Origin of the sequence: Mycolicibacter acidiphilus, from assembly GCF_018455725.1 — a bacterium.
In the GTDB taxonomy this organism is placed as follows: domain Bacteria; phylum Actinomycetota; class Actinomycetes; order Mycobacteriales; family Mycobacteriaceae; genus Mycobacterium; species Mycobacterium acidiphilum.
The window spans coordinates 1-23,390 of sequence record NZ_JAHCLR010000057.1; the positions used below are offsets into that span (position 1 = coordinate 1).

The 23,390-nt window shown below is 67.5% G+C and carries 24 protein-coding genes; 6 read left to right on the top strand and 18 right to left on the bottom strand.

Annotated features, from left to right (window positions below; translation table 11 throughout):
- The 8 genes from KIH27_RS19210 to KIH27_RS19245 all read right to left on the bottom strand — a co-directional run.
- The coding region (locus KIH27_RS19210; RefSeq protein WP_214094571.1) for a hypothetical protein at positions 1–397 on the bottom strand (397 nt) is incomplete at its 3' end.
- A gap of 485 nt (positions 398–882) precedes the next feature.
- The gene (locus tag KIH27_RS19215) at positions 883–1,155 is read right to left on the bottom strand and encodes a hypothetical protein (RefSeq protein ID WP_214094572.1); all 273 of its coding nucleotides are present in this window, start codon (positions 1,153–1,155) and stop codon (positions 883–885) included.
- Positions 1,156–1,273: 118 nt separating this feature from the next.
- Positions 1,274–2,515 (bottom strand): protein kinase domain-containing protein, encoded by a 1,242-nt coding sequence (locus KIH27_RS19220; RefSeq protein WP_214094573.1) that lies wholly within the window; start codon positions 2,513–2,515, stop codon positions 1,274–1,276.
- Positions 2,512–3,447, bottom strand: coding sequence for a PP2C family serine/threonine-protein phosphatase (locus tag KIH27_RS19225; protein WP_307856944.1), 936 nt, complete (start codon positions 3,445–3,447; stop codon positions 2,512–2,514). The genes KIH27_RS19220 and KIH27_RS19225 overlap by 4 nt, the downstream gene beginning before the upstream one ends.
- Positions 3,444–4,139 (bottom strand): vWA domain-containing protein, encoded by a 696-nt coding sequence (locus tag KIH27_RS19230; protein WP_307856945.1) that lies wholly within the window; start codon positions 4,137–4,139, stop codon positions 3,444–3,446. Before KIH27_RS19230 ends, KIH27_RS19225 begins: the two co-directional genes overlap by 4 nt.
- 5 nt (positions 4,140–4,144) lie before the next feature.
- Positions 4,145–5,653 (bottom strand): DUF7937 domain-containing protein, encoded by a 1,509-nt coding sequence (locus KIH27_RS19235; protein ID WP_307856946.1) that lies wholly within the window; start codon positions 5,651–5,653, stop codon positions 4,145–4,147.
- A 61-nt stretch (positions 5,654–5,714) separates the two neighbouring features.
- Positions 5,715–8,174 carry a DUF7159 family protein gene (locus KIH27_RS19240; protein ID WP_214094575.1) on the bottom strand — a complete coding sequence of 820 codons (2,460 nt, stop codon included), beginning with the start codon at positions 8,172–8,174 and terminating at the stop codon, positions 5,715–5,717.
- Between the two features lie 118 nt (positions 8,175–8,292).
- Positions 8,293–9,102, bottom strand: a complete 810-nt coding sequence (locus KIH27_RS19245; RefSeq protein ID WP_250150402.1) for a TetR/AcrR family transcriptional regulator — start codon at positions 9,100–9,102, stop codon at positions 8,293–8,295.
- A 231-nt stretch (positions 9,103–9,333) separates the two neighbouring features.
- Here KIH27_RS19245 and KIH27_RS19250 point away from each other — a divergent pair, with 231 nt between their 5' ends.
- The gene (locus KIH27_RS19250) at positions 9,334–9,969 is read left to right on the top strand and encodes a LuxR C-terminal-related transcriptional regulator (protein ID WP_307856947.1); all 636 of its coding nucleotides are present in this window, start codon (positions 9,334–9,336) and stop codon (positions 9,967–9,969) included.
- 9 nt (positions 9,970–9,978) lie between these two features.
- Here KIH27_RS19250 and KIH27_RS19255 read toward each other — a convergent pair whose 3' ends face one another.
- From KIH27_RS19255 to prfB, 9 genes are all read right to left on the bottom strand, one after another.
- Positions 9,979–10,563, bottom strand: coding sequence for a hypothetical protein (locus KIH27_RS19255; RefSeq protein ID WP_214094576.1), 585 nt, complete (start codon positions 10,561–10,563; stop codon positions 9,979–9,981).
- Positions 10,564–10,570: 7 nt separating this feature from the next.
- Positions 10,571–11,194, bottom strand: coding sequence for a hypothetical protein (locus tag KIH27_RS19260; RefSeq protein WP_250150404.1), 624 nt, complete (start codon positions 11,192–11,194; stop codon positions 10,571–10,573).
- Between the two features lie 346 nt (positions 11,195–11,540).
- Positions 11,541–12,386 (bottom strand): EamA family transporter, encoded by an 846-nt coding sequence (locus KIH27_RS19265; protein WP_372451429.1) that lies wholly within the window; start codon positions 12,384–12,386, stop codon positions 11,541–11,543.
- Positions 12,383–12,889 carry an SsrA-binding protein SmpB gene (smpB, locus tag KIH27_RS19270; RefSeq protein ID WP_214094579.1) on the bottom strand — a complete coding sequence of 169 codons (507 nt, stop codon included), beginning with the start codon at positions 12,887–12,889 and terminating at the stop codon, positions 12,383–12,385. Before smpB ends, KIH27_RS19265 begins: the two co-directional genes overlap by 4 nt.
- A 2-nt stretch (positions 12,890–12,891) precedes the next feature.
- Positions 12,892–13,788 (bottom strand): permease-like cell division protein FtsX, encoded by an 897-nt coding sequence (gene ftsX / locus KIH27_RS19275; RefSeq protein WP_214094580.1) that lies wholly within the window; start codon positions 13,786–13,788, stop codon positions 12,892–12,894.
- The gene (ftsE, locus tag KIH27_RS19280; protein ID WP_214094597.1) at positions 13,789–14,478 is read right to left on the bottom strand and encodes a cell division ATP-binding protein FtsE; all 690 of its coding nucleotides are present in this window, start codon (positions 14,476–14,478) and stop codon (positions 13,789–13,791) included.
- Between the two features lie 51 nt (positions 14,479–14,529).
- Positions 14,530–15,096: an Rv3103c family proline-rich protein gene (locus KIH27_RS22745; RefSeq protein ID WP_372451428.1), complete on the bottom strand. Its 567-nt coding sequence runs from the start codon at positions 15,094–15,096 to the stop codon at positions 14,530–14,532.
- The gene (locus KIH27_RS19290; protein ID WP_307856948.1) at positions 15,093–16,004 is read right to left on the bottom strand and encodes a mechanosensitive ion channel family protein; all 912 of its coding nucleotides are present in this window, start codon (positions 16,002–16,004) and stop codon (positions 15,093–15,095) included. Before KIH27_RS19290 ends, KIH27_RS22745 begins: the two co-directional genes overlap by 4 nt.
- Positions 16,005–16,008: 4 nt before the next feature.
- Complete coding sequence (gene prfB, locus KIH27_RS19295) at positions 16,009–17,124, bottom strand: peptide chain release factor 2 (protein ID WP_214094581.1); 1,116 nt, start codon at positions 17,122–17,124, stop codon at positions 16,009–16,011.
- Between the two features lie 141 nt (positions 17,125–17,265).
- Here prfB and KIH27_RS19300 point away from each other — a divergent pair, with 141 nt between their 5' ends.
- The 5 genes from KIH27_RS19300 to KIH27_RS19320 all read left to right on the top strand — a co-directional run bounded on the left by KIH27_RS19300 (position 17,266) and on the right by KIH27_RS19320 (position 22,940).
- The gene (locus KIH27_RS19300; protein WP_214094582.1) at positions 17,266–18,633 is read left to right on the top strand and encodes an FAD-dependent oxidoreductase; all 1,368 of its coding nucleotides are present in this window, start codon (positions 17,266–17,268) and stop codon (positions 18,631–18,633) included.
- Positions 18,634–18,808: 175 nt separating this feature from the next.
- On the top strand, positions 18,809–19,093 hold the full coding sequence (locus KIH27_RS19305) for a hypothetical protein (RefSeq protein ID WP_214094583.1): 285 nt from the start codon (positions 18,809–18,811) through the stop codon (positions 19,091–19,093).
- Positions 19,094–20,314: a hypothetical protein gene (locus KIH27_RS19310; protein ID WP_214094584.1), complete on the top strand. Its 1,221-nt coding sequence runs from the start codon at positions 19,094–19,096 to the stop codon at positions 20,312–20,314.
- Positions 20,311–20,733 (top strand): hypothetical protein, encoded by a 423-nt coding sequence (locus KIH27_RS19315; protein ID WP_307856949.1) that lies wholly within the window; start codon positions 20,311–20,313, stop codon positions 20,731–20,733. The genes KIH27_RS19310 and KIH27_RS19315 overlap by 4 nt, the downstream gene beginning before the upstream one ends.
- A 107-nt stretch (positions 20,734–20,840) precedes the next feature.
- Positions 20,841–22,940 carry an adenosylcobalamin-dependent ribonucleoside-diphosphate reductase gene (locus KIH27_RS19320; protein ID WP_214094585.1) on the top strand — a complete coding sequence of 700 codons (2,100 nt, stop codon included), beginning with the start codon at positions 20,841–20,843 and terminating at the stop codon, positions 22,938–22,940.
- 113 nt (positions 22,941–23,053) lie between these two features.
- Here the strand turns inward: KIH27_RS19320 and KIH27_RS19325 are convergent, their stop codons facing one another.
- A complete protein-coding gene (locus KIH27_RS19325; RefSeq protein ID WP_214094586.1) occupies positions 23,054–23,380 on the bottom strand; it encodes a hypothetical protein in 327 nt (108 codons plus the stop codon).
- Between the last annotated feature and the right edge of the window lie 10 nt (positions 23,381–23,390).

Consider the following 23,390-nt stretch of genomic DNA (forward strand, 5'->3'; position numbering starts at 1 on the left):
TGACCGACTCCGTTGCTTCCACCGCTTGACACCGCCCTGTCATGATCTGCATCATCACGATCGCCACGACCGCCAGTGCGACCGTGAACGTTCCGAGGATCAGCAGCGGAATACCGATCAGGGTCGTCGCATTACGGGTCACGATGTTGCGCGCGGCCCCGAACATCTCGCCGAACGTCAGCGGCCGGAACGGGATGTAGGCGACCGGTTGCGCCGGCGTCCCAGTCGTGCTCGACGCCCCGCCCGGCTGATCGGTCGGCTGCGCCAACCGGTACTGCACCAGCACCTCTTCGACGTCCGGCGGCCACAGAATCGGGCGGGTGCGCGCGATCCAGGCGTAGTAGGCGCAGACGCCGACGACAAGAATCCAGCCCAAACCCGAAGCCAGTGCTGCCAATCCGGAAACGACCGTGAGCGCCCACAGGGCGTGCTCCGGCCGTAGGTCTCGGCCTGCACGTCTCGCTGTCCCCGGCATCTGCGCGTGGGGTTCGACCGGCGCCTGCCGGCCGGTCGGGTCGCCGCGATATATCTGCGGTTGGTGATTCTGAAAGACCCCCGGAGACCCCGGCGATGGCGGTGGGACCGGCGGGCTCCCACGGAATATCGCGGGTGGCGGATTCGACGCCGTATCGGGACGCCGATTGAAATGCTCAGCGGACTGCCGCCGAAATTCATCGTGCGGGTCCGGGCTCACCGCCGGTACATCATCGGCCACTGGGTATCCCATCGTCTGTTGCCCGGCACCGGTTCTCGAGATCTGAATGCGGATGTCCGGCCGGACTGATCGCATCCGAGTGTCGCGCAGTCAGCGGATACCGGACAACGGCCGGGAGCCGAAATCGTACGAACGGAGGACGCCGGACGGTGCGGGTAGGTCCGGCATTAACCGGTGTTGATGTCCTTGACCTTGGAGGAGTCCTTCCCCATGGTCTTGCAGAACGCCCTGGCGGACATCTTCGTCGCGCCGACTTCGAGATTCGACACCTCTTTGCCCTTCTCGTCCTTGAGCATCTGCTTGATGACGTCCGTCTGCCCCTGGCCGTCCATCTTGTTGAAGTCGGCACACGTCGTGTCACCGCCTTTGTTGGACGAGCATCCGGCCAGGACCGCTGCTGCGCAGCCGACCACCCCGATCACCTTCGCGATTTTATTCATGCGACCGCCCTTACGTCTGAATCATGCTGTCGCCACGGAGATTACGCATGAATCGATCCGAAGATCAGGACTCGACCGCTTATTCGTATGTTGGTATGACAGCCTCAAGCGCCCCGGCTCACAGCCCGAAACTCGACGCGCCGCTCAGAATCGCCCACACGATGAACACCGTCAGCACGACTACCACCGCGACGGCCGACCAGATACCGATCACGATCAGTTTCGTGTTGGCGGCAAGGGTGTTCGACAACGTCTTCGATCGAGCGGTTGCGGGCGCCGCCGAATTCGCCGGGACACCGCGCTGCCGGCGTTTGCGGGCACGCCGTTCGCCGGCGATTGCGCACCAGGGACAGCCGGCCCCGATGGGGATCTGATGCTGACCGCTCTCGCATCTGGTCACGTGGATGCGCGACAATGCCGCACGCCACTCGCCGGCACTCGGTCGGCCCGCCGGATTCCGGGCACCGTCGGTGAAGGCCCGGACGAACAACCGCTGGATTTCTGCCGGCAGGAAGCCGAGCGACGGCGCTAACGGGTGTGTCCGCAACTGCGAATTCGGGCCGCCGGCCCAATGCCCGGCCCGGGCCAGACTCAACGCATCCGGTTGTTCGCCACGTCCGGTCCATGTCCCGCGCAGGAACGGGTGGTTTCCGGCCATCAAAAGCTGATGGATGTGCACCGCCAGCGCGAACAGATCCGACGACTTCTCTCGCGCCTGTTCTCGCAGGTTCAGCCCGGCCAGTTCCGGTGCCGTGAATTCGGGGCGGCCCACTCCGCACAGATAGCGATGACCGCCGGCATCGATGAACTGCATGGAATCGCAGTCGACCAGCGTCACCTCGGTGGTATCGGAAACCAGGATGTTGCGTTCTTGAAAGTCACCGATGACCGCATCGACTCGATGCACCACCTCGACCGCCAGACACAGATTCGCCGCGATGTTGACCAGGTGCTGCCACGTCGCATTTCGGATCCACTGCGGCGTCGAGGGCAGTGGGTCGGCCCGATTCGCCGGGTTGCTCATGGTGTGAATCTCGACGGCGGTGGCGGTTTCGATACGCGGCATCACATACCCCACTGGCCCGGATCGCCCCTGCAGAAGCCGCTCCGGCCAGGTGAGTACCACAAATCCGTTGGGCTGCACGCTCCCTGACGGGCAGGACTGCACCATGGCGGCAACTTTGTCGAGTTTCGACGCCAACCCGTTGAGGTCGGGGTGAAAGACCTTGGCCACCCACTCCGGATGGCCGACCACCCCGTAGACGGTGCCCTCCCCCGCCTTGGCCAGCAGCGGCATCAGGTTGACCGGTTCGCCGGTGTCCAACCGGACCCCGTCCAGGCGCGGGTCCGCATCGCTCATCGCAGCCACCTGCCCCATCGACTCCGACTCCGACTCCGGCCCGCCCCCGAATCGGTCACCGTCGCATCGTCAGGCCTGCCGACGGTGACGCTGGGGGCGGAACCGGGCGGGCTTCCCGGCGAACCGGAATGCGCCCATCGCAGGGCTTCGGTGCCCGCCCACTCGGCATCGGCACAGCGTGCGACGAGTACCAGGGTCTTGTCGTCACCGGTCTGATCGTCCCGGATGCCGTCGAGCATCGCCTGCAACTGGTCAGATTGCGCACCGTCGCGCAGATGCTGCCATGACCCCCGGAAGAACGGCTGGTAGGCGGCGCCTGTGGTCACGTCGGTGATCTTGTAGCTCATGCCGTCGGTGCTCAGCGCAATGGCGGTGACGTCTTCATGCCCAGCGGTGCGCAGCGAACCCTCCAGTGCGCCTTCGGATTGGAGAAACGACGTGGTGTTCGCGTACTCCTGTTTGTGTTCAGCCAGCAGGGTTTCGATCACCCCGTCCCGCTCGGTGGCAATGATCCCGTCACCGATCTGGGCGAACGTCGCCAGCCTCGTGTCGGTTACCGCCACACTCAGCGTGGTCGACAGCAGCGCCACATCCAGACCCATCGCCTCGGCCTGCCGACGCACTCGGTGCAACGCGCCATCGAACAGTACGCGCACGAGAATCTCGGCGTCGGTGGACGAACCCGACGAGTAGGAGTCGATGAATGCCGGGTTCATCGCGTCTTTGAGCACACCACGGCATGCCACGTACGCACCCCACGCCGACGTGCCGGTCACCGACCCGGCTCCGTCGGCCACGGTGGCCACCGCGAAGTCCCCGAGAATGCCGTAGCTGTAGGCATCGTCGCAGCCCAGACCGCGACGCCGATGCTCTGAGCCGGTTACCGACGCCCCGCACGCCGTCCACCTCCGGCCGCCGGCGGCTCCGTTCACGCGCTCGTCCACCCGCTGACCGACGGCAACGGAATCCCCTCTCCGCCGAGGTCCCCGTCGCTGTGACCGAACTCGGAGGAATTCGAGACATTGCTCAACGAGGCGGACAACCACTCGAACAGTTCCTGATACTTCAGCCCGTCGAGCGGCGCCGGACTGCGCTGCAGCGAGAGCCGGCCCAACTGCTGATAGTTGACGCGCGGTCCGGCACCGACTGCGAAAACGGTGACGCCCCTGGCTGTCTCGACCGCATTAAGCCGGGCAACCGCTGCATCGAATCCGTCCAGGTTTGGCTTGCCGTCGGTGAGAACCAGGATCCAGGGTCGGTAATACTGCAGTCCGGCCACCTTGTAGGCGTGTTTGCGGTCATCGATGATGTCCAACGCCAGGTTGATGCCGGCAGCCAGATTGGTGGTGCCGGCGGCGGTGAACTGCACCGGTTGCAGCGACCGGGCTTCCTGCATCGGCACCAGCACTGTCGCGGCCGTCCCGAAAGTCACGACTGCGACCTCGACGCGCTTGCTGGCCAGAGCCTCGTTGTGCAGGTACTCGGTGAACGCCGCGAATCCACGTTCCAGCGCCGCAATGGGTTCGCCGGCCATTGAGCCGGATACGTCCGCCAGCACGACACACGCGACACGCGGGTCGGGGTTCGCATCATTGAGTTCGACAGACCATCCCCAGTCAGGCACCGGCACTACGCCCGTTCGGTCGGCGCCCGCTCAGGCCCACGGTAGGTGGTCCCGGCCGCATAACGTTGAGTCGACTGCGCCAGCACTTCGGCGATGCGGTCGTGCGATCCGGTTCCGCCGCCCGGATCGAGAGCCGACTGGCCGGGTGGGACCGCAACGGCTGACACCCCTGCCGAAGAAGTCGGTGTCGGCGGCGAAGCCCCAGACCCCTTCCGCTCCCGGGATTCAGCGGGAATCGAGGGGGTTGCGGACAGCACCGGAACGGCAGATCCTGCCCACCCCACGCGCACTGCAGCAATCAGCAGCACCAGACCGAGAACGGTGACGACGACGTCGAACGTGCTGGTGATCTGTTGTGAAAGATGGTTGCCGAAAACGTCGTTCGATCCATCACCGTTGAGGGGTTCAACCGTGGGAACCAACACGACACCCAGGATCAGCCGACACACCGACAGTACGAACACGCTGCCGAGCAGCAGCATGACCCCCACCGCTGACATGGCACGTGCGCGACTGTTGATCCACAGCCAGCCAGCGACCACGGCGGTCAGCAGATCGAACGCCATGAGGACCGTGCTGAAGTACGGCAGTGTCGGAAGATCGAGGACCGCGGCCAGTCCCACGTCGGTGACACGCAGCAGCGCTTGACACCCGCACCAGGCGGCAATGAGCGCCAGGCAAGCCTGGATAGCACGGTGCCACAAGCGTTCTGATTCTCGACCGGCCCCCGGTATTCCGGCACCGACGATCGCAGCCACCGCCACCCAGGCCAGGTAGCCCTCGTAGCCGACGAAGGCGGTGCCGGTCCGCTGCGCGATACCGTGGAACGCATCCAGTTGACGTCCGACCGGCAAGAGCCAGACCGCAGCACCCGCCACGATCACGGACGCACCCAACGCCACCACGGCAAGGCGAGCTCCGCGGTCTCCGGAGATGATCCAGCGTCCCACCACGACGATCGGCACCAGCGCGACAGCACTGTAGAGCACCGCCACGACGGCGGTTGTCAGGTTCGGCAGCGTCTGGGCGCCCCCGATGCCGGGGATCACGTAGCGAGTCCGCAGGTACAGGGTGGCCAACGTGGCAAACGCTCCCAACGTCATTGAACCCCAACCGATCGCCTTGCAGATCCGGTCGCAACGGTGATCGTCACCGGCGATCGGATACCGGGCCGCCAACAGCGCTCCGGCAAGCCCGGTCCACACAGCCGGACCGATACCGGGAGGGACGACGCCGTTGCCGCCGAACCGGATCGCGTCGACGATGCTGACGAGGACGAAGGCAGCGACCAGCACGAGATAGGGCATCACCAGCAGGAGCCGCGGGGTCACTGATCGCGTGTGATCGGCGTCGGTGGGCCCGTTGTCGAGGCCCACGAACAGTGCGACAAGCGCAGACACGGTCGCACTGCTCAACAGCGCGACCACCCACCCGGGCGTCTCGTCCACGCCGAACCCGACATGTACGTTCCACGGCAACAACATCGCGGAAACCAACAGCGCGGCTGCCACCACATCGCGAATCGCCCCCGACCGCGCTGCGCTCGGGTCCGACCGCACGGCCTGTTCACCGATGCTAGGAGCCATTACCGCCGCCGAACAATCCGCCACCGCCGAAGAGTCCGCCACCGGTGGTCCCACCGCCACTGGATGAGTCGCCCCCGGAGGTGCCCCCGCTGGACGAACCACCGCCGCCGAACAGTCCCCCTCCGCCGAACAACCCACCGGGCGACGAACCACCGGATGACGAACCACCGCTGGACGGTGGGTCCGGAAGGCTCGGTGCGGGCAGTGACGGCAGCACCGGTTTCGGTGCAGGTGCTACCGGCGCTACTGGAACGACCGGTGTTGCGGGTGCTGCGGGTACAGGTGGCGCGGCCGGAATGTCCGGGATGACGACTTTGGGTGCGGGTGGAGCTTCGACCGCGGTCGGGACCTTGACCTCGGGTGCCGACGCGCTCTTGGGCGCCTCAACCGTCGGCACACGCTTGGGCGCCTCAACCGGCGGCACACTCTGGGGCGCCTCCACCGACGGCACACTCTTGGGCGCCTCTACCGGCGGCACACTCTTGGGCGCCTCTACCGGCGGCACACTCTTGGGCGCCTCTACCGGCGGCACACTCTTGGGCGCCTCTACCGGCGGCACACTCTTGGGCGCCTCAACCGTCGGCACACTCTTGGGCGCCTCGGGCAACCCGGGTACGCTCCCCGGCACCTCAGCGGTGCTCGGAAGCTGTTGCGGCAGCCCGTCGTCGATCGTTCCGCTGGGCGGGCTCTGAATGAGGTCACCGTCGGCCGGAACCTTCGACGGCACCGCTGCCGGTGCCTGCGGCGCCGTCTCAACCGCCGGCAACGGACCGGTGCCGACGACAGTCGGCCCGAGCACGCTCAGATCGGTGATCCCGGTCCCCAGAACTGCCGCACCGGACTTCCCCTCGGCGGCCGGCAATTCACTGATCGCGGTGGTGCCCTGCGGAAGTATCGCCGCCTTCTCCTGGTCGGTCACGTCGTGGGCGAAGAGTCCGGACGGGATCGCCTTCGTCGGATCGGTCGCCGCGGCGGGACTCGACGCACTGACCGGGGCGCTGAACAGCGCACCCTGTTGGGCCGGCACGGCGACCAGCATGCCCATGTCGGTCAGGCTCTGGCCACTGCCCGCGGCACCCGATGCGAGCCCACTGCCGGCGGCTTGAATCGATGAGTTGACCAGCGCACTGGTGGCCCCGGCAACCATCGGTGCGGCCAGGTTGCTGACGAAGTTGAGGACGTCGTTGGGGGTGAACCGGGAGAAATCCGGGATCAGGCGTGCGGCGACCAGCTGCGTGATCGGATCAACCGACGCACCTGACGCATCGGGCACGGGCGCGACCGGCGGCACCGGGAGACTCTGGTCGCGGACCCCGACGGTTCCGTCCCGGTACAGGTCGATCAGGGGTCCGGCGCTGCTCGCGGATTCCCCGAGCGATCGGGGCTGGAACGTCCGGGCGGCCACCTCCGTGCCCTTCTCCGGCAGCTGCTCCACCACGGTCCAGTTCTTGCCATCCGGAGTCTTGCCCTGCCCCGGTGCATTCGGGAACGTGTTTCCGGCAACAGCGGGTTCCTGCAGTCGCAACGCCTGCTGGCTGACCGTGGGCCGGATACCCACCGCGACACTGACCGCGAGGGCTGCGAACCCGACCACCACGATGCCCGCGATGGTGCTGCCCACCAGCAGCACCCGAGGCCGTGCCGGCACCGGGGCCGCCGAGGTGGTGGCGTCGTCGACCTCGTCAGGATCGACCGCACTCAGCGGTTCGAGCGCGGTTTGCAGTGGCAGCCGATCAGGCGGCGGCCAGGATGCGTCGTCCTCACCGACCTCGGAGTAGGCCAGCCGCGAGCCCACCACCTCCGAGTCGTTCGGCGGTGCCGCCACCGCAGCCATCGCGGCGGTCATCGCGGCGCCGTGGGCGAGGGCGAACTCCGACTGCTCGGGATAGCGCAGTGGCACCGGCGACACGGCCGTCAATTCCGAGTGCAGGTTCGCAGCCGCCGGGTCGAGCACGACGACGCTGGTGGCGCCGCCCGGTTCCTCGGCGAGCCGCTCGAGCAACTCCCGGTATGCGGCAGCCCGGTTGTCCCCGTCGATCGTGGCTACCGCGATCAGCGATTTCGTATCGGTGGCGCCATCGGCGATGGACAGCGCCGCGGTATCGCCGTCAACCGACAGGATGGCTGCGGTCTCACCGGCCGCGACCGGGGCTGCCGCGGTCGTCGCTTCGGGCGCCGACACGGCGGTTACGTTGATCAGGTCCGCGTCACGCAGCGCGTCGACCACTTCCGCGACCCGGCGCATGTCCGTGCCGCACACTCGGGTGGAGACCAGGCGATGACCGGTGTCCGCGAGCATCCGGTCGGTCGACACCAGCGTCGACACCACCGCGTCATCGTCTGCGGGGTCGACGCAGGACTGGTCGATCACCGGGTGCGGAGGTGCGGAGTCAAGCAGCACGATCCGTGCCTCCACCGGGGAAAGCACGACTCCAAGCGAGACATCCATGGAGTTCACCTCTCTGCCGCGCCACCGACGACGCTCGGTGGTCGACGCACAGTCGTCGAAGCCCGATACCGAATCGATCGTCACATCGGGGCGCGGCCGCCGGTATCGGTCGTTCGGACTACCTCGGGAACTCCGGGTCGGGCTCGACCATTGCCTCCAGCACGGCCAGGAACGCCACCGCCGGCAACTCCCACACGACCGGCTCACCATCCACGCCCGGTCTGACCACCTCAGTGGCAACGGTGGCGGGATCGATCAGACCGAGTCGCAGGAGGCCGTCCATCGCCGACGACCCGGTCGCGATCAGCGTCTTGACGTCGAACCCGGCCCGCATCCGCATGCCGAGCATCGGCAGCGCTTCGCTGTAGATCTCCGACACCCGTTCGACGATCCGGGCGTGGGATCTGCCCAGTGCGAACAGAATGCGCTCTCGATCGTCACCGTCGAGGGTGGGAACGGCGACCGCCAACGCGGTGAACGAACGCCACGCCAGCGAACGCGCGGCGCCGTGAAAGCTCTGCGTGACCGTGCGGCGCACCATCTCGCGCAGCACGGCCCGGCGTCGCTCCGGGGTGTCCAGCCGAGCACTGTGCTCATCGAGCACTCGGCGGGCGGTGCGGATCACCTCCTCCGCGTAGCCGCCCTCCGGCGGCGGTGCGACCATGCGCTCCATCAGATCGACGTAGAACGCCTCCCGGCTGCCCCAGGCACGGTAGACGGAGCTGCGCGGCACGTCGGCGATCCGAATGAGCTCCTCCATGTTCAGGTGGGCCATGCTCACGCTCAGCCCGCCGCTCTCGATCAGCATCGCCTCCGCGGTGCTGAGGATCCGTTCCCGCAGTTCGGACTCACGCAACCGAGGGCGTTTCCCGCCGCCCCCGGCCACCCACGCCTGCTCCCGGCGGATGGCGTCCCCATGGCTGACCATGCAGCCATTTTAGACTGTGAGTCTCAATACTTGTCACAAGGAACGATTGCGGACTAATCTGCGACAACGAACGTATTGATGGAGTAACGTTCACCGAAGTGTCCACTAGGGGTCCGTCTCGACGGGTAGACGCGGAATCAGAAGGATCACAGCGGATTGACCGGGGAGATTGCGACGGACGGGAGCGAAGCCGACTCCCGCGGCACAGTGCCATCTGCGATCGGCATCGCCGTGATCGACGAACACGATGTCGTGCACGCGGGAATCGGTGCGTGGTGCGCGCAGGCCGATCCGCCGATCAGCGTGCTGGGTTCTTTTCACAGCCCGAGGGAGATGCTGGCCCGGTACCCCGACGTCCCGAACGAAGTGGACGTGGTGATCTTCGACGTCTTCATCGACCGTGACCGACCGGCCTTCGACACGCTGCGCGCCCTGTGCCAGGCGGGCCAACGGGTGATCGTCTACTCCCCGCTCTCGACCGACGAGGTGATCCTGACCTGTTTGGACATGGGCGCGGTGACCTACCTGGTGAAGACCGAGGGCCGGCGTCACCTGATCGACGCCATCCATGCCGCGCATTCCACCGAGCCGTATCTGGGCCCGCAGATGGCCAAGGCGCTGGCCAACGACCGCACCACGGGCCGCACCAACCTCTCGGAGCGTGAGAAGGAGGTGCTGATCACCTGGTTTCAGACCGAGAGCAAGGAACTGGTCGGCGGTCGGCTCTACATCGCACCGACGACGGTGCGCACCCACCTGCAGCGCGCCCGCGCCAAGTACGCCGCCGTCGGCCGGCCCGCTCCGACCAAGGCCGCCCTGCTCGCTCGTGCCGTCGAGGACGGCATCCTCAGCCTCAGCGAGTTGTGACCCGGCCCGTCACACCGTCGCCACAGCGAACGCCTGCTGCAACGGACCGCGGTCCCAGCCATCCGGTGAGCCGGCCGGCACCACCGTCCGCTGCTCCGGGCCGTCCCCGTAGACGATCACGCACGCATACGCCGACGGGTTGTCGACTTCCGCCAGCAGCGTCCCGTTCCGCGTCTGGTCGGCGAGGTCGATGATCGCCGCAAGGACCTCGTCCGTGTCGGCCTGCCGGAAACCGTGGACGCCCTGCGCGGTCGCCGAGTCGATCCACCAGATCCCGGCGACCGGCACAGCGATGATCGCAGCGCCCGCCATCACCTCGACCGCGTCGACCGGCGCGATGTAGGCACCGATCCGCCGCGGTGCCCGCACGAACGTTTCGATGACCGCCGCCACCCCGGGGTGCACGGTGTACCCGGATTCGGCGTCGGCGGTGACGATTCCACGGATGACCAGGGACCGGATCCCCCGCTGTCCGGCCCTGCTCAGTTCTCCGGCCGCCGCGGGTACGGTGGCCAGTCCGGTCGGCCAGGGGTGGCCCGACAGCGCGGCGAGCGCGACGATCTCGTCGTCGGTCAGCAGAATTCCCTGAGCCATCAGCAGATCACTTTCCAAACGGGTTGACGGTGAAATTCGAGATCAGCGTGGGAAGGTAGCCCAGCACCGCATCCCGCGCCGCGGCGAACGCCTCGCCCGGGTGGGCGGTGATGAAATCGACGTTGTTCGCGACGGTGGGCCGGCTGAAATCGGCTTTGGCGGCCTCGCTGACGACATCGCCCCACTGGGAGACCGCGACGCCGCCGAGATACAGCGCGGGGTTGCGGGTGTCGAATCCGGCCTGACGCAGGCCGCCGCCGCCCAGATCGACTGCCAGATGCGCGCTTTCGGCCAGCTTGTCGCCGGGTCCGAGCCGGTCGTCGAACGCCAGCGCGGTGACGTCAGCACGGTCCATCGCCGCACCGAGCGGAGTCATGGCGATCGCGGTGCCGACGCTGATCGGCCAGATCGGAGTCTTCTCGACGAAACCCCGGTATTCGGCGAACGGATTGGGAAAGCTCCATCGCGGCCCGGCACCGTTGTGCGGTGACACCGGCGTCATCCCCGGGTCGGGCAGCCCACCGCCGGGTCGCAGGAACCACGGTTGCGCTCCGAGATCGCCCGGCCATCCCCAGCCGCCGGTTGCCGAACTGGCCTGATCCTGCTCATCGGCGTTGCGTTGCAACACCATTGCTGCTTCCTGCAGCGCATCAGCCACCGACCGGAGTCGGCCGACGGATTCGTGCTGCCACTGGGCCCGGAACCGCTCGGAATCGGGCCCGGCCCAACCCACGGCGTTGAGCCGACCGGAAATCTCGGTGACGACACCGCGCAGTCGATCCGCAGCCACTGTGAAGCGTCGGCTCAACGCGCGCAGTTGGTCTACATCTGCGCCGACGAGACCGGGCATACCACCCCTCCGGTTTGTCTGCTCCTTCGTGCCGTCGACCAGGCCGTAACGGCGGCCACGTCCGACGTTAACAATCGAACGCGATTCGATCCGTCACCCAAACGTATGAATCTCCTGCGCTTCCCCACTATCCGGCGGTGATCATCGCGACCGACACCGCCGCGAACAGCATGCCGACCACCTGCGCCCGGTGCACCCGCTCCCGCAGCACCGCGATCGCCAGCAGCACCGTCACCGCCGGGAACAGCGAGATCAGCACACTGACCAGTGACAGCTCCGACCCCCGCATCGCCAGCAGCATCGCGACGTTGGCGCCGGTGTCGAGCAGCGCCGCCAGCAGCGCCAGCCGCATCGGCACGCCCGTCGGCAACCGCAGTTCACCGGCGCCGGTCGCGAACACGAAAACCAGTACGACGGCGGCGATCCGCGCGAACGCCAGCGGCCACAGCCCGGAATCCACCGGCGCCCGGTCGATGAAGACGAAGTTCAGCCCGAACGCCACACCCGCACCGACGGTCATCCATGCCACCTTCGGGCTGAAGCGGTGCGGTTTGACGTCGGCGTCGGTCGCCTGCCGGCTCACCAGCACCACCGCCACCAGCGCCAGCACGATGCCGGCCGCCGCGATCCGGCTGGGCCGCTCCCCCTCCAGCAAGCCGACCAGCACCGGCACCCCCGCGGTCAGCACCGCCGACAGCGGGGACACCACCGAGATCGGTCCGGAGCCGAGCGCGGCGTAGAACCACCAGCCGCCCAGGCCCAGCGCCACCCCGCATGCCAGCCCCCAGCCGATCGCCCCCGCCGACACTGTTCCGCCGACGCCGAACGCCAGCCCGCCCAGCAGCAGCATCGTCATCGGGTAGGACAGCAGCACCACGCGCAGCGCCGGGATCCGGCGTGCGGCGATCCCGCCGGCGAAATCACTCGCCCCGAAGCCGGCTGCCGCGAGCAGCGCCAGAACAGCTTCGATCAGCTCATCCCCTTCGCACGCCGGCCCAGTGCGCGCGTCACCTCGCGCTGCGCATCCCGGCGGGCCAGGTCCTGGCGCTTGTCGTGAGCCTGCTTGCCGCGGGCCAGCGCCAGTTCCACTTTCACCTTCCCCTCGGTGAAGTACAGCGACAGCGGCACCAGGGTGAGGTTGCCGTCGCGGATCTTGCCGATCAGGGTGTCGATCTGGCGCCGGTGCAGCAGCAGTTTGCGGGTGCGCCGGGGCTCGTGGTTGGTCCAGGTGCCGTGGTGGTACTCCGGGATGTGCAGGTTGCGCAGCCACACCTCGCCGTCGTCGACGCTGGCGAACGCATCGACCAGCGAAGCCTGGCCGGCCCGCAGGCTTTTCACCTCGGTGCCGACCAGCACCACCCCGGCCTCGAACACCTCGAGGATCGAATAGTTGTGCCGCGCTTTGCGATTCGACGCGATGAGCTGTCGACCATCCTGCTGGCCCGGCGCCTTGCGGCCTTTCCCCTTCTTGGCCATCTCTACCGCCGGACGTACAGGCGCAGCGTCACGTACGCGGTCACCCCGGCCATCACCACGCCGACCAGCAGCATCCACGGGGCCGTGTAGTAGAGGATGTCCAGGTAGTCGATCCGGGCGATCAGGTGCGCCTGATAGAACTGGCTGAGCGCGTTGTCCAGGAACAGCGCCCGTACCGTGATCAGGCCGAGGATCGCGATGATCACACCGACCGACGCGGCCAGCACCGCCTCCACCAGGAACGGCAACTGGGTGTACCAGCGACTGGCGCCCACCAGTCGCATGATCGAGACCTCGGTGCGGCGGGTGTACGCGGCGACCTGAACCATGTTGGCGATCAGCAGGATCGCGCCGACCGCCTGAACCAGCGCGAGCGCGAACGCCGCATTGGACAGCCCGTCGAGCACGGCGAACAGTCGGTCGATCAGCTTCTTCTGGTTGAGCACGTTGAGCACGCCGGGCTGACTCTGCATCGCAGCGTCGAAATCCTTGCTCTGCTCCGGGTTCTCCAGTTTGACGATGAACGACGGCGGGAACGACTCCTTGCCCGCCACGTCCTTGAACTCGGGGAATTTGCGGATCGCGTCGGCGTAGGCATCGTCGGTGTTGAGGTAGCGCACCGACTTCACGTCGCTGCGCGCCTCGATCTTCTCGCGCAGCCCCTTGCACGCCGCCGCGGAGCAGTTGGGGTCGTCGGCTGCCACGTCGGGGGTCAGGAACACCTGTGACTCGACCCGGTCCAGATAGATCTGCCGCGACTGGTCGGCCAACCGCACCACCAGCAGGCCGCCACCGAACAGGCCGATCGAGATCGCGGTGGTCAGGATCATCGCGACCGTCATCGTGACGTTGCGACGCAGCCCGGTCAGGACCTCGTTGAACAAAAATCCAAAGCGCACTTAACGATCCATTCCGTAGACGCCGCGCTGCTCGTCGCGCACCAGCTTGCCCAACGACAACTCGACCACCCGCTGCCGCATCGAGTCGACGATGTGGTGGTCGTGCGTCGCCATCAGCACGGTTGTTCCGGTGCGGTTGATCCGCTCCAGCAGATCCATGATGTCGGCGCTGGTCTCGGGGTCCAGGTTGCCGGTGGGCTCGTCGGCCAGCAGCACCAGCGGCCGGTTGACGAACGCGCGGGCGATCGCCACCCGCTGCTGCTCCCCACCGGACAGTTCCCCGGGCAGCCGGTTGGCCTTGCCGGACAGCCCGACCATCTCCAGCACCTCCGGCACGACCCGGTTGATCATCTCCGGCTTGCGGCCGATGACCTCCAGCGCGAACGCGACGTTCTCCGCCACGGTCTTCTGCTGCAGCAGGCGGAAGTCCTGGAACACGCAGCCGAGCACCTGGCGCAGGCCGGGGATGTGCCGTCCGGGCAGCTTGTTGACGTGGAACTTCGACACCTGGATGTCGCCCTTGGTCGGCGTCTCCTCGGCCAGCAGCAGTCGCATGAACGTCGACTTGCCCGAGCCGGACGGGCCGATCAGGAACACGAACTCGCCCTTGTCGATCTTGACGTTGATGTCGTCGAGCGCCGGGCGCGCCGACGATTTGTACTGCTTGGAGACATGGTCGAGCGTGATCATCACGGCACGCAGTTTAGCCGTGCGGCAGCCCCGGGCCGGTCAGGCCGGGTGTCACGGCCCTGCCGGATGCCGAGGTGCGGACCCGGGCGGGTGCGGTACGCCGGCCGGCGGCGGTACCGGCGGCTGTGCGGTCGGCGGCGGCCCGGGCGGCGCTGCGCCCGGCGGTGGCGCGCCCGGCGACGGCGGGGGTGCTTCCGGGGCACCCGGCGGCGGGGGTGCTTGGGGCTCCCCCGGCGGTGGCGGTGGCGGGCAGTTCGGCAGGCAGAACGGCCACGGCGGGGCCGGGCTGGTCTCGGCCGGGGGCGGCGGTTCGGTGGTCGTCGGGGTGGGGGTGACGGTCTCGGTGATGGTCACCGGTGGTTTCTGCAACCGGGTGCGTGGCACCCAGGTGTAGTCGGGATCGGGGATGAAGCCCGGTGGTACCACCTGCGGCGCCACCGGTTGCGGGGGCTGCACCCGGTAGGTGTCGCGCACCCACCACACCGCCACGAACGCGATGATCAGCACCGCCGTGGAGACCCGGATCCGGCCGCCGAACAGCTGACCGGCCCGGCCGGCGGCCTTCTTCACTCCGGACTTCTCGGGCTTCTCGGGCTTCTGGGGCTTCTCCGCGTTCACGGGGTCTCCACCGACTTCATCTCACCGGCGGTGACGACACCGGCCGAGGCCAGCGCCCGCACCACCTGGATGCGCAACCGCCGACCCACCTCGAACTGCTTGCCCGGCAGGGTGCGCGCCACCATCCGCAGGTTGACCACACCGACCTCCAGACTCTCCACTCCCATGATCGACGGCTCATCGAGCAGTAGATCCCGCAACGGGGTGTCGGTCTCCATGGCTCTCTCGCACACCTGGTGCAGCACCTCGTTGACCCGATTCAGGTCGGCGGTGGTGGGCACCGGGATGTCGACGACGGCGCGTGCCCAATCCTTGGACAGGTTCAGCGAGCGGACGATGTTGCCGTTCGGGACCGTGAAGACCTCACCGTTGGCGGTGCGCAGTTTGGTCACCCGCAGCGTCACCTCCTCGACGGTGCCGAGTGCCTCGGTCAGCGCCCCGGACATGCTCAGCTGCACCAGGTCACCGAAGCCGTACTGCTTCTCGGTGATGATGAAGAACCCGCTGAGCAGGTCCTGCACCACCTTCTGCGCGCCGAAACCGAGTGCGCCACCGAGCACGGCGGCCGGGCCGACCAGGGAGCCGATCGGAACGTCGAGGATGCCGGTGATCTGCACGGCGACCACCACGCACAGCAGCACCACCGAGACCCAGGAGATCACCGACGCGACGGCCTGGCGGTGCTTGGAGGCCTCCGAGCGCACCAGCGCGTCGCTGGCCGCGAAACCGAGTTCCAGCCGGCGGGTGACCCGCCGGGCCGCCCAGGTGATGAACCGCGACGCCAGCACCGCCCCGATCAGCAGCAGGACGATCCGCAGCCCCTTGTCGATGATCCAGCCACCGACCTCGCTGGCCCACAGATCGTGCCAGCGCTGCCGGATCGGGATCCCCGACGCGAGCGGGTTCACCGCGTCAGTTCTCGTCCGGGGAGTTGCGCCACCGGATCCCGGCCTCCAGGAATCCGTCGATGTCACCGTCGAGCACCGCCGCCGGGTTGCCGACCTCGTACTCGGTGCGCAGGTCCTTGACCATCTGGTAGGGGTGCAGCACGTAGGAGCGCATCTGGTTGCCCCAGGAGCTGCCGCCGTCGCCCTTGAGCGCGTCCATCTCGGCGCGCTCCTCCATGCGCTTGCGCTCCATCAGCTTGGCCTGCAGCACCCGCATCGCCGACACCTTGTTCTGCAGCTGCGACTTCTCGTTCTGGCAGGTGACGACGATCCCGGTCGGGATGTGGGTGAGCCGCACCGCTGAGTCAGTGGTGTTCACCGACTGCCCGCCCGGGCCGCTGGAACGGTAGACGTCGACCCGGACGTCGCCTTCGGGGATGTCGATGTGGTCGGTGGTCTCCACCACCGGCAGCACCTCGACCTCGGCGAACGACGTCTGACGGCGGCCCTGGTTGTCGAACGGGCTGATCCGCACCAGCCGGTGCGTGCCCTGCTCCACCGAGAGGGTGCCGTAGGCGAACGGGGCGTGCACCGCGAACGTCGCGCTTTTGATCCCGGCCTCTTCGGCGTAGGACGTGTCGAACACCTCGACGGGGTACTTGTGCTGCTCGGCCCAGCGGATATACATCCGCATCAGCATCTCCGCCCAGTCGGCGGCGTCCACCCCGCCGGCCCCGGAGCGGATCGTCACCAGTGCCTCGCGCTCGTCGTACTCGCCGGAGAGCAGCGTGCGCACCTCCATCGCCTCGATGTCGGCGTGCAGTGCGGCCAGTTCGGCGTCGGCTTCGGCCACCGCGTCGGCGGCCGCCTGCCCGTCCTCCTCGGCGGCCATCTCGTAGAGCACCGGCAGGTCGTCGAGGCGACCGCGCAGCGCCTCGACCCGCCGGAGTTCACCCTGGGCGTGCGACAGCTCGCTGGTCACCTTCTGGGCGTTGGCCTGGTCGTCCCAGAGGTTCGGGTCGGATGCCTCGGTTTCGAGTTTGCCGATACGGCTGCGCAGTCCTTCGACGTCGAGGACGCGCTCCACCGTGGTCAAGGTGGTGTCGAGGGCGGCGATATCGGCTAGGCGGTCAGGTTCCACGCATGTCAACGTTACCGTCGCCACGAAATCGGATGCGACCGACCGATTCCACTCAGGCTTTTCTGTGTCTAGCATCGGCTGGGTAACCCTGATAGCCCGCGGTGGCAGAGGCGGGCCCGAACAGTGAGGCTGTGCCTGAGCATGCGTCCCTATCACGTAGCGATCGTGGGCTCCGGCCCGTCGGGCTATTTTGCGGCGGCATCGTTGCTGAAACTCTCCGCCGGCAACCCCGACGTCGACGTGCATGTCGACATGCTGGAGATGCTGCCCACGCCGTGGGGTCTGGTGCGGTCCGGAGTGGCCCCGGATCACCCGAAGATCAAGTCGATCAGCGCGCAGTTCGAGAAGACCGCCGCCGACCCGCGGTTCCGGTTCTTCGGCAACATCGCCGTCGGTGAGCACGTGCAGGCCGACGAACTCGCTCAGCGCTACGACGCGGTGATCTACGCGGTCGGCGCGCAGGCCGACCGCCACCTGGGCATCCCCGGCGAGGAACTGCCCGGCAGCGTCGCCGCGGTGGACTTCGTCGGCTGGTACAACTGCCACCCGCACTTCAAGGACATGAAGCTGGACCTGACCGGCAAGCGCGCGGTGGTGATCGGCAACGGCAACGTGGCACTGGACGTGGCCCGCATCCTGGTCAGCGACCCCGACGAACTGCGCAGCACCGACATCGCCGATCACGCGCTGGAGCTGCTCGACCCGCGCGGTGTCGAGGAGGTGATCGTGCTCGGCCGTCGCGGCCCGCTGCAGGCCACCTTCACCAGCCCGGAGCTGCGCGAGCTCGGGGAGATGAAGTCACTCAACGACGTCGACGTGGTCGTCGAGGAAGGCGACGTCGCCGGATTCACCGACGAGGAGATCGACGCGGCCGGCAAGCACCCCAAGTCGAACATCAAGGTGCTGCGCAGCTACATCGGCGCCGAACAGCATCCGGGCCACCGCCGGATCGTGTTCCGGTTCGCCACCTCCCCCATCGAGATCCGCGGCAACGGCCGGGTCGAGGATATCGTGCTGGGCCGCAACGAACTGGTCACCGACGAGAACGGCCGGGTCAGCGCCCGCGACACCGGCGAGCGGGAGGTGCTGCCAGTGGATCTGGTGGTGCGCGCGGTCGGCTATCGCGGCGTGCCGACACCGGGCCTGCCGTTCGACGAGAAGAGCTGCACGATCCCGCACACCGACGGCCGCATCGACGGCACCACCAACCAGTACGTCGTCGGCTGGATCAAGCGCGGCCCGTCCGGGGTGATCGGCTCCAACAAGAGCGATTCGGCGGCCACCGTCGACACCCTGGCCGCCGACCTGGCGGCGGCCGAGCTGCGCGAGGTGGGGCCGGACTACGACGACGAGTTGCGGAACTGGCTGCTGTCCCGGCAGCCCGCCCTGGTCACCGACGAGCACTGGCAGCTGATCGACGCCCACGAACGCTCCAGCGGCGAACCGCACGGCCGCCCGCGGGTCAAGCTGTCGACGATCGCCGACCTGCTGCAGGCCGGACACGGCTGACATCATCAGTAACCGCAGATGCGGTGTGGAAGACAGTTACGGATGATTATGGCTGTGTCGCTTTTCCACGTGCGGAACAGTCTTATCTGCAACGGCGTGGTGCACGACGGTGTGATCGGCTCGGGTGCGATGCCGATATTGGGAGGACCTGCTTTTCGTGATTTAGGCTCACGGGATGGATGCGCCTTTGCGGGTGGACGAAACCTCCCTTGCCGGTGCCGCCGCCGGCTGTGCGGAGCTGGCCACCAAGTTCGCCACCGCGAATTCCATCCCCGAGCGGGGCGCATCTTGGCTGGCGACCGCAGATGCGGTGACCACGGTGCGTGCCGACTCGGAGATCTTCAGAAAAACGATGGCTGCACGTCTACGGGATACCGCGGAAGACCTCACCAAAGCCGGTGCTGCTTACGCGAGTACCGATGGTGCTGCGGCAAGCAATCTGGACGCGCAGGTGGTGTAAATGCCAGCCGTCGCAGCTGTTCCGCTGCCCACCTTGTCTCAGATCGAGTCGATGACGACCACCCATCTGAGTGAGCTTGCCGATTCGTCAGAGGCAGAAGCCCGACTGTGGGTCAGCGCCTTCAGCGAGGCGAAAAGGATTGTTGATGAAGCAGATTGGCACGGCTCGGCGCAGGATCAGGCGTCCTACCGAGCCGATGCCGATCGGGTGGTGGTGGTCGGTGCGGCCGAGGCGCCCCGCAGCGTGGCGACGATCGCGCGTCATGGTGCCGAGGATCTGCGCTTTGCACAACAGCGCGTTATGAACGCGGTCGTCGTTGCACGGGACGCCGGGTACGTCGTCGGTGAGGACCTGTCAGTCACCGACCCCACGAAGTACACATCGTTCGAGCAGTACGTCGCCCGCCGCGATCAGGGACGCGAGTACGCCAACGACATCCGTGCGCATGCCGCCAACCTGGTCGCCGTCGACCGAGAGCTTGCAGGGAAACTCACGGCTGCTACCGCCGGCCTACGCACCGCGAGTTTCAGCACCAGCGGCGGCCAGCACAGCGGTATACAGCTCGTTGACAACCACGGCAGTGACGCCGACGGGCGACGCGGGCGCCGCCTGCGTAGCGACGAGGTGTTTCGTCGCCCTGAAGGTGGTGACCGAGGTGGCGACCATTTCAGCACCGACTGGGCAGGGCGAGCAATCCTCGAGCACTACCTCAGAGGTCAGGGCGAATGGACGATCACCGATGACCCCAAGTGGACGAAGTACATGCAGGATAATCTGCCGCTGCGCAAGGAACTGTTGGAACCGACACAGGTCGCAGCACAAGACGCGCTGAGCCAGTACCTGGCAGGCGGAGGCGCCAGTGGGAAGTTCGATCAAACCTTCCACGCCAATATCGAAAACGGCGAGGGGATCGTCGGCTACCAGTATCTTCATGGCACCGACAGCACCGTCGGCGATTTCCGCTTCGCGGGCGACACTGTGGTCCAGCCGCAGCCTGATGGAACCTACAAGGTCACCCTGAACAGCGGCTACACCTGGAACGACAAGATCGACCCCAACCCGATTTACCCGACCGACCAGGTGAAAAGCCGTTGGGCGGAGATCATCACGCTAGGCAAGGCCGACCCGTACGACATCCACATCACCTGGCACGCCCAGAGCACGGTCACCATGGACAATCAGGGCAACGTCATCAACGTCGAAGGGTACCCAGCGTCGTGATCAAATACACAGTCGCCGCGGCCGCCGTAGTCGCCCTGCTAGCTGGATGCGGGCTGTTCGGGAAGTCCGACCGCACCAACGACCGATTCGCCCGCCCAGGACACCCACAGGCCTCGCCATCGGGCTCCTACACCGCAGCCGCCGAGTACGGGCCAGACGAGAACGGCGTCAAAACGTGGATCGCGATCATCCGCGACAAGAAGTCCGGCGCTGAGGTGTATCACGGCACCGAGGCCTACAGCAGCCGGCATGGCGTCGGCATCACCTGGCTGTCCACCAAGGATCAATTGTGGCTGCTGTCAACCGATGTCGGTGACGCCTACGTCGACAGAGGCCATGATGGCACCTGGACGAAAACTCAGATAACCCCCGCGACCGTCAAAGACATCCCGCCGGAGATCGCAGCCCTGGAAAAGTAGTCGACGGTCACGCCTCTTGCCCCACCCTGCTGATCCGGGCTCATCGGAGCAACGGACTGGCCCTACGTGGGGCTGACGCGAACCGCCCCTCGACGCATACTCGAGGTATGGCCTCACCGCGGAGAAGTCGCAGCTGGCCGCAGGCGGTTAAGCGCCGCAGCGGTGACACCGTCGCATTCGACCTGAACCGGATCCGGGCGGCGATCGGCGCCGCCGCACGCGAAACCGGCCGCAGCGACGACGACGTGGCCGAGGTGGCCGAGGTAGCGCCGGCCGTCGCCGACGCGCTGGCCGCTCGCAGCCGCGGCGGCACGGTGACCGTGGAGGCCGTCCAGGATGCGGTGGAGGCGCAGCTGGGAGCCGCCGGGTTCGACGACGTCGCCCGCGCCTACATCCTCTTCCGGCAGCACCGCGCCGAGTTGCGTACGGCGAAGCGACTGCTCGGCGTCCGCGACGAACTGAAACTCAGCATGGCCGCCGTCACCGTGCTCCGCGAGCGCTATCTGCTGCGCGACGACGCCGGGCAGCCGGTCGAGTCGACCGGCGAGATGATGGACCGGGTCGCGGGTTTCGTCGCCGGCGCCGAAGGTCGAGCGTCCGGCGAATGGGCGGAGAAGTTCTCGACGCTGCTGCGCAGCCTGGAGTTCCTGCCGAACTCGCCGACGCTGATGAACGCCGGAACACCGCTGGGCCTGCTGTCGGGTTGCGTGGTGCTGCCCCTGGAGGATTCGCTGCGGTCGATCTTCACCACGCTCGCCCAGACCGCCGAGATCCATCAGGCCGGCGGCGGCACCGGCTACTCCTTCAGCCGGCTGCGCCCGGCCGGTGATGCGGTGGTGGGCACCGGCGGGCGGGCCAGCGGACCGCTGTCGTTCCTGCGGCTGTTCGACACCGCCGCTGAAGTGGTGGCGACCGGCGGCCGGCGACGCGGTGCGTGCATGGCGGTGCTCGACGTCACCCACCCGGACATCCTCGACTTCATCGGCGCGAAATCCGGTACCGTCGACCAACTTTCACACTTCAACCTGTCCGTCGGCGTCACCGACGCGTTCATGCGGGCGGTCGAGCGCGGCGGCACCCACCGGCTGGTCAACCCGCGCACCGGCCGCACGGTGGGCAAGGTGCCGGCCGTCGAACTGTTCGACGCGCTCTGCACGGCTGCGCACTCCTGCGGCGACCCGGGTCTGCTGTTCCTGGACGCGATCAACCGCGCGAACCCGGTGCCCGACGCCGGCCGGATCGAGGCCACCAATCCGTGCGGCGAGGTTCCACTGCTGCCCTACGAGTCCTGCAACCTCGGGTCGATCAACCTGGCCCGGATGACCCGCGACGGCGACGTGGACTGGGACCGGCTGACGCACGTCGCCGAACTGGGCGTGCGATTCCTCGACGACGTCATCGACGTCAACGTCTACCCGTTCCCCGAACTGGCCGCCGCCAGTCGGGCCACCCGCAAGATCGGCCTGGGGATGATGGGCCTGGCGGAGCTGCTGGCGACCCTCGGCATCCCCTACGACAGTGCGCAGGCCGTCCGGCTGGCCGGGCGCATCGCCGCGCATGTGCAGCGCGTCGGGCACGCCGCCTCGGCGAAGTTGGCCGAATCCCGCGGCGTATTCCCCGAATTCGCGCGCAGCCGGCTGGCTACGTCGACTCCGCTGCGCAACGCCCAGGTCACCTCGGTCGCCCCCACCGGCACCATCTCGCTGATCGCGGGCACCACCGCCGGCATCGAGCCGATGTTCGCGATCGCCTACACCCGGGCGATCCTGGGCCGGCACCTACTGGAGGTCAACCCGTACTTCGACCGGGTGGCCCGCGAAAACGGCCTGTACCACGACGATCTGGCGACCGAGATCGCCCAGCGCGGCGGGGTCCGCGGCTATGCCCGGGTGCCCGCCGAGATTCAGGCCGCGTTCCCCACCGCCGGCGAGATCAGCCCGGACTGGCATCTGCGGATGCAGGCCGCCGTACAGCGCCACGTCGACGCCGCGGTGTCCAAGACCGTGAACCTGCCGGCCACCGCCGGTGTCGACGACGTGCGCGCCATCTACCTGGCCGCGTGGCACGCCAAGGTCAAGGGCATCACCGCGTACCGCTACGGCAGCCGGGCCGGTCAGGTGCTGAGCTTCGCCGCCCCCGATTCGGGTGTCCCGCACGCCGACACCGCCTTCACCGGCGGCTGCGTCAGCCGCGCCTGCGAGTTCTAACCGGCCGGCGGTTCAGCGAGCCTCGACGAAGGAGAGGCGACACTGGGCCCGCCGTATCAACCCGGCGGTTCAGCGAGCCTCGACGACGGAGAGGCGACACTGGGACCGCCGTATCAACCCGGCGGTTGCGGGGCGGCCATTCTCCAATTGTCGGGATTGCGTGCCGAATACACCACCGGCAGCAGGTCGCCGACGGTCGGCCAGTCCGCGACGTCGACCGCCATGCGCTGATAGACCTCGTGCTCACTGACCGACGGCCCGTGCAGCACCCCGGTGATCGTGACGTACTGCTCGCCGGTCACATCGGGTCGCGGGCTCACGCCGGTGACCAGCAGCGTCCCCGACTCGGCGGCGCCTCGCGGCCCGATCCGGATGAAACGCGGCGCCAGGAACACCAGCAGAATCGCGATCAGTAGCAGCAGCACCCACATTTGGAACATCAAGTCATGG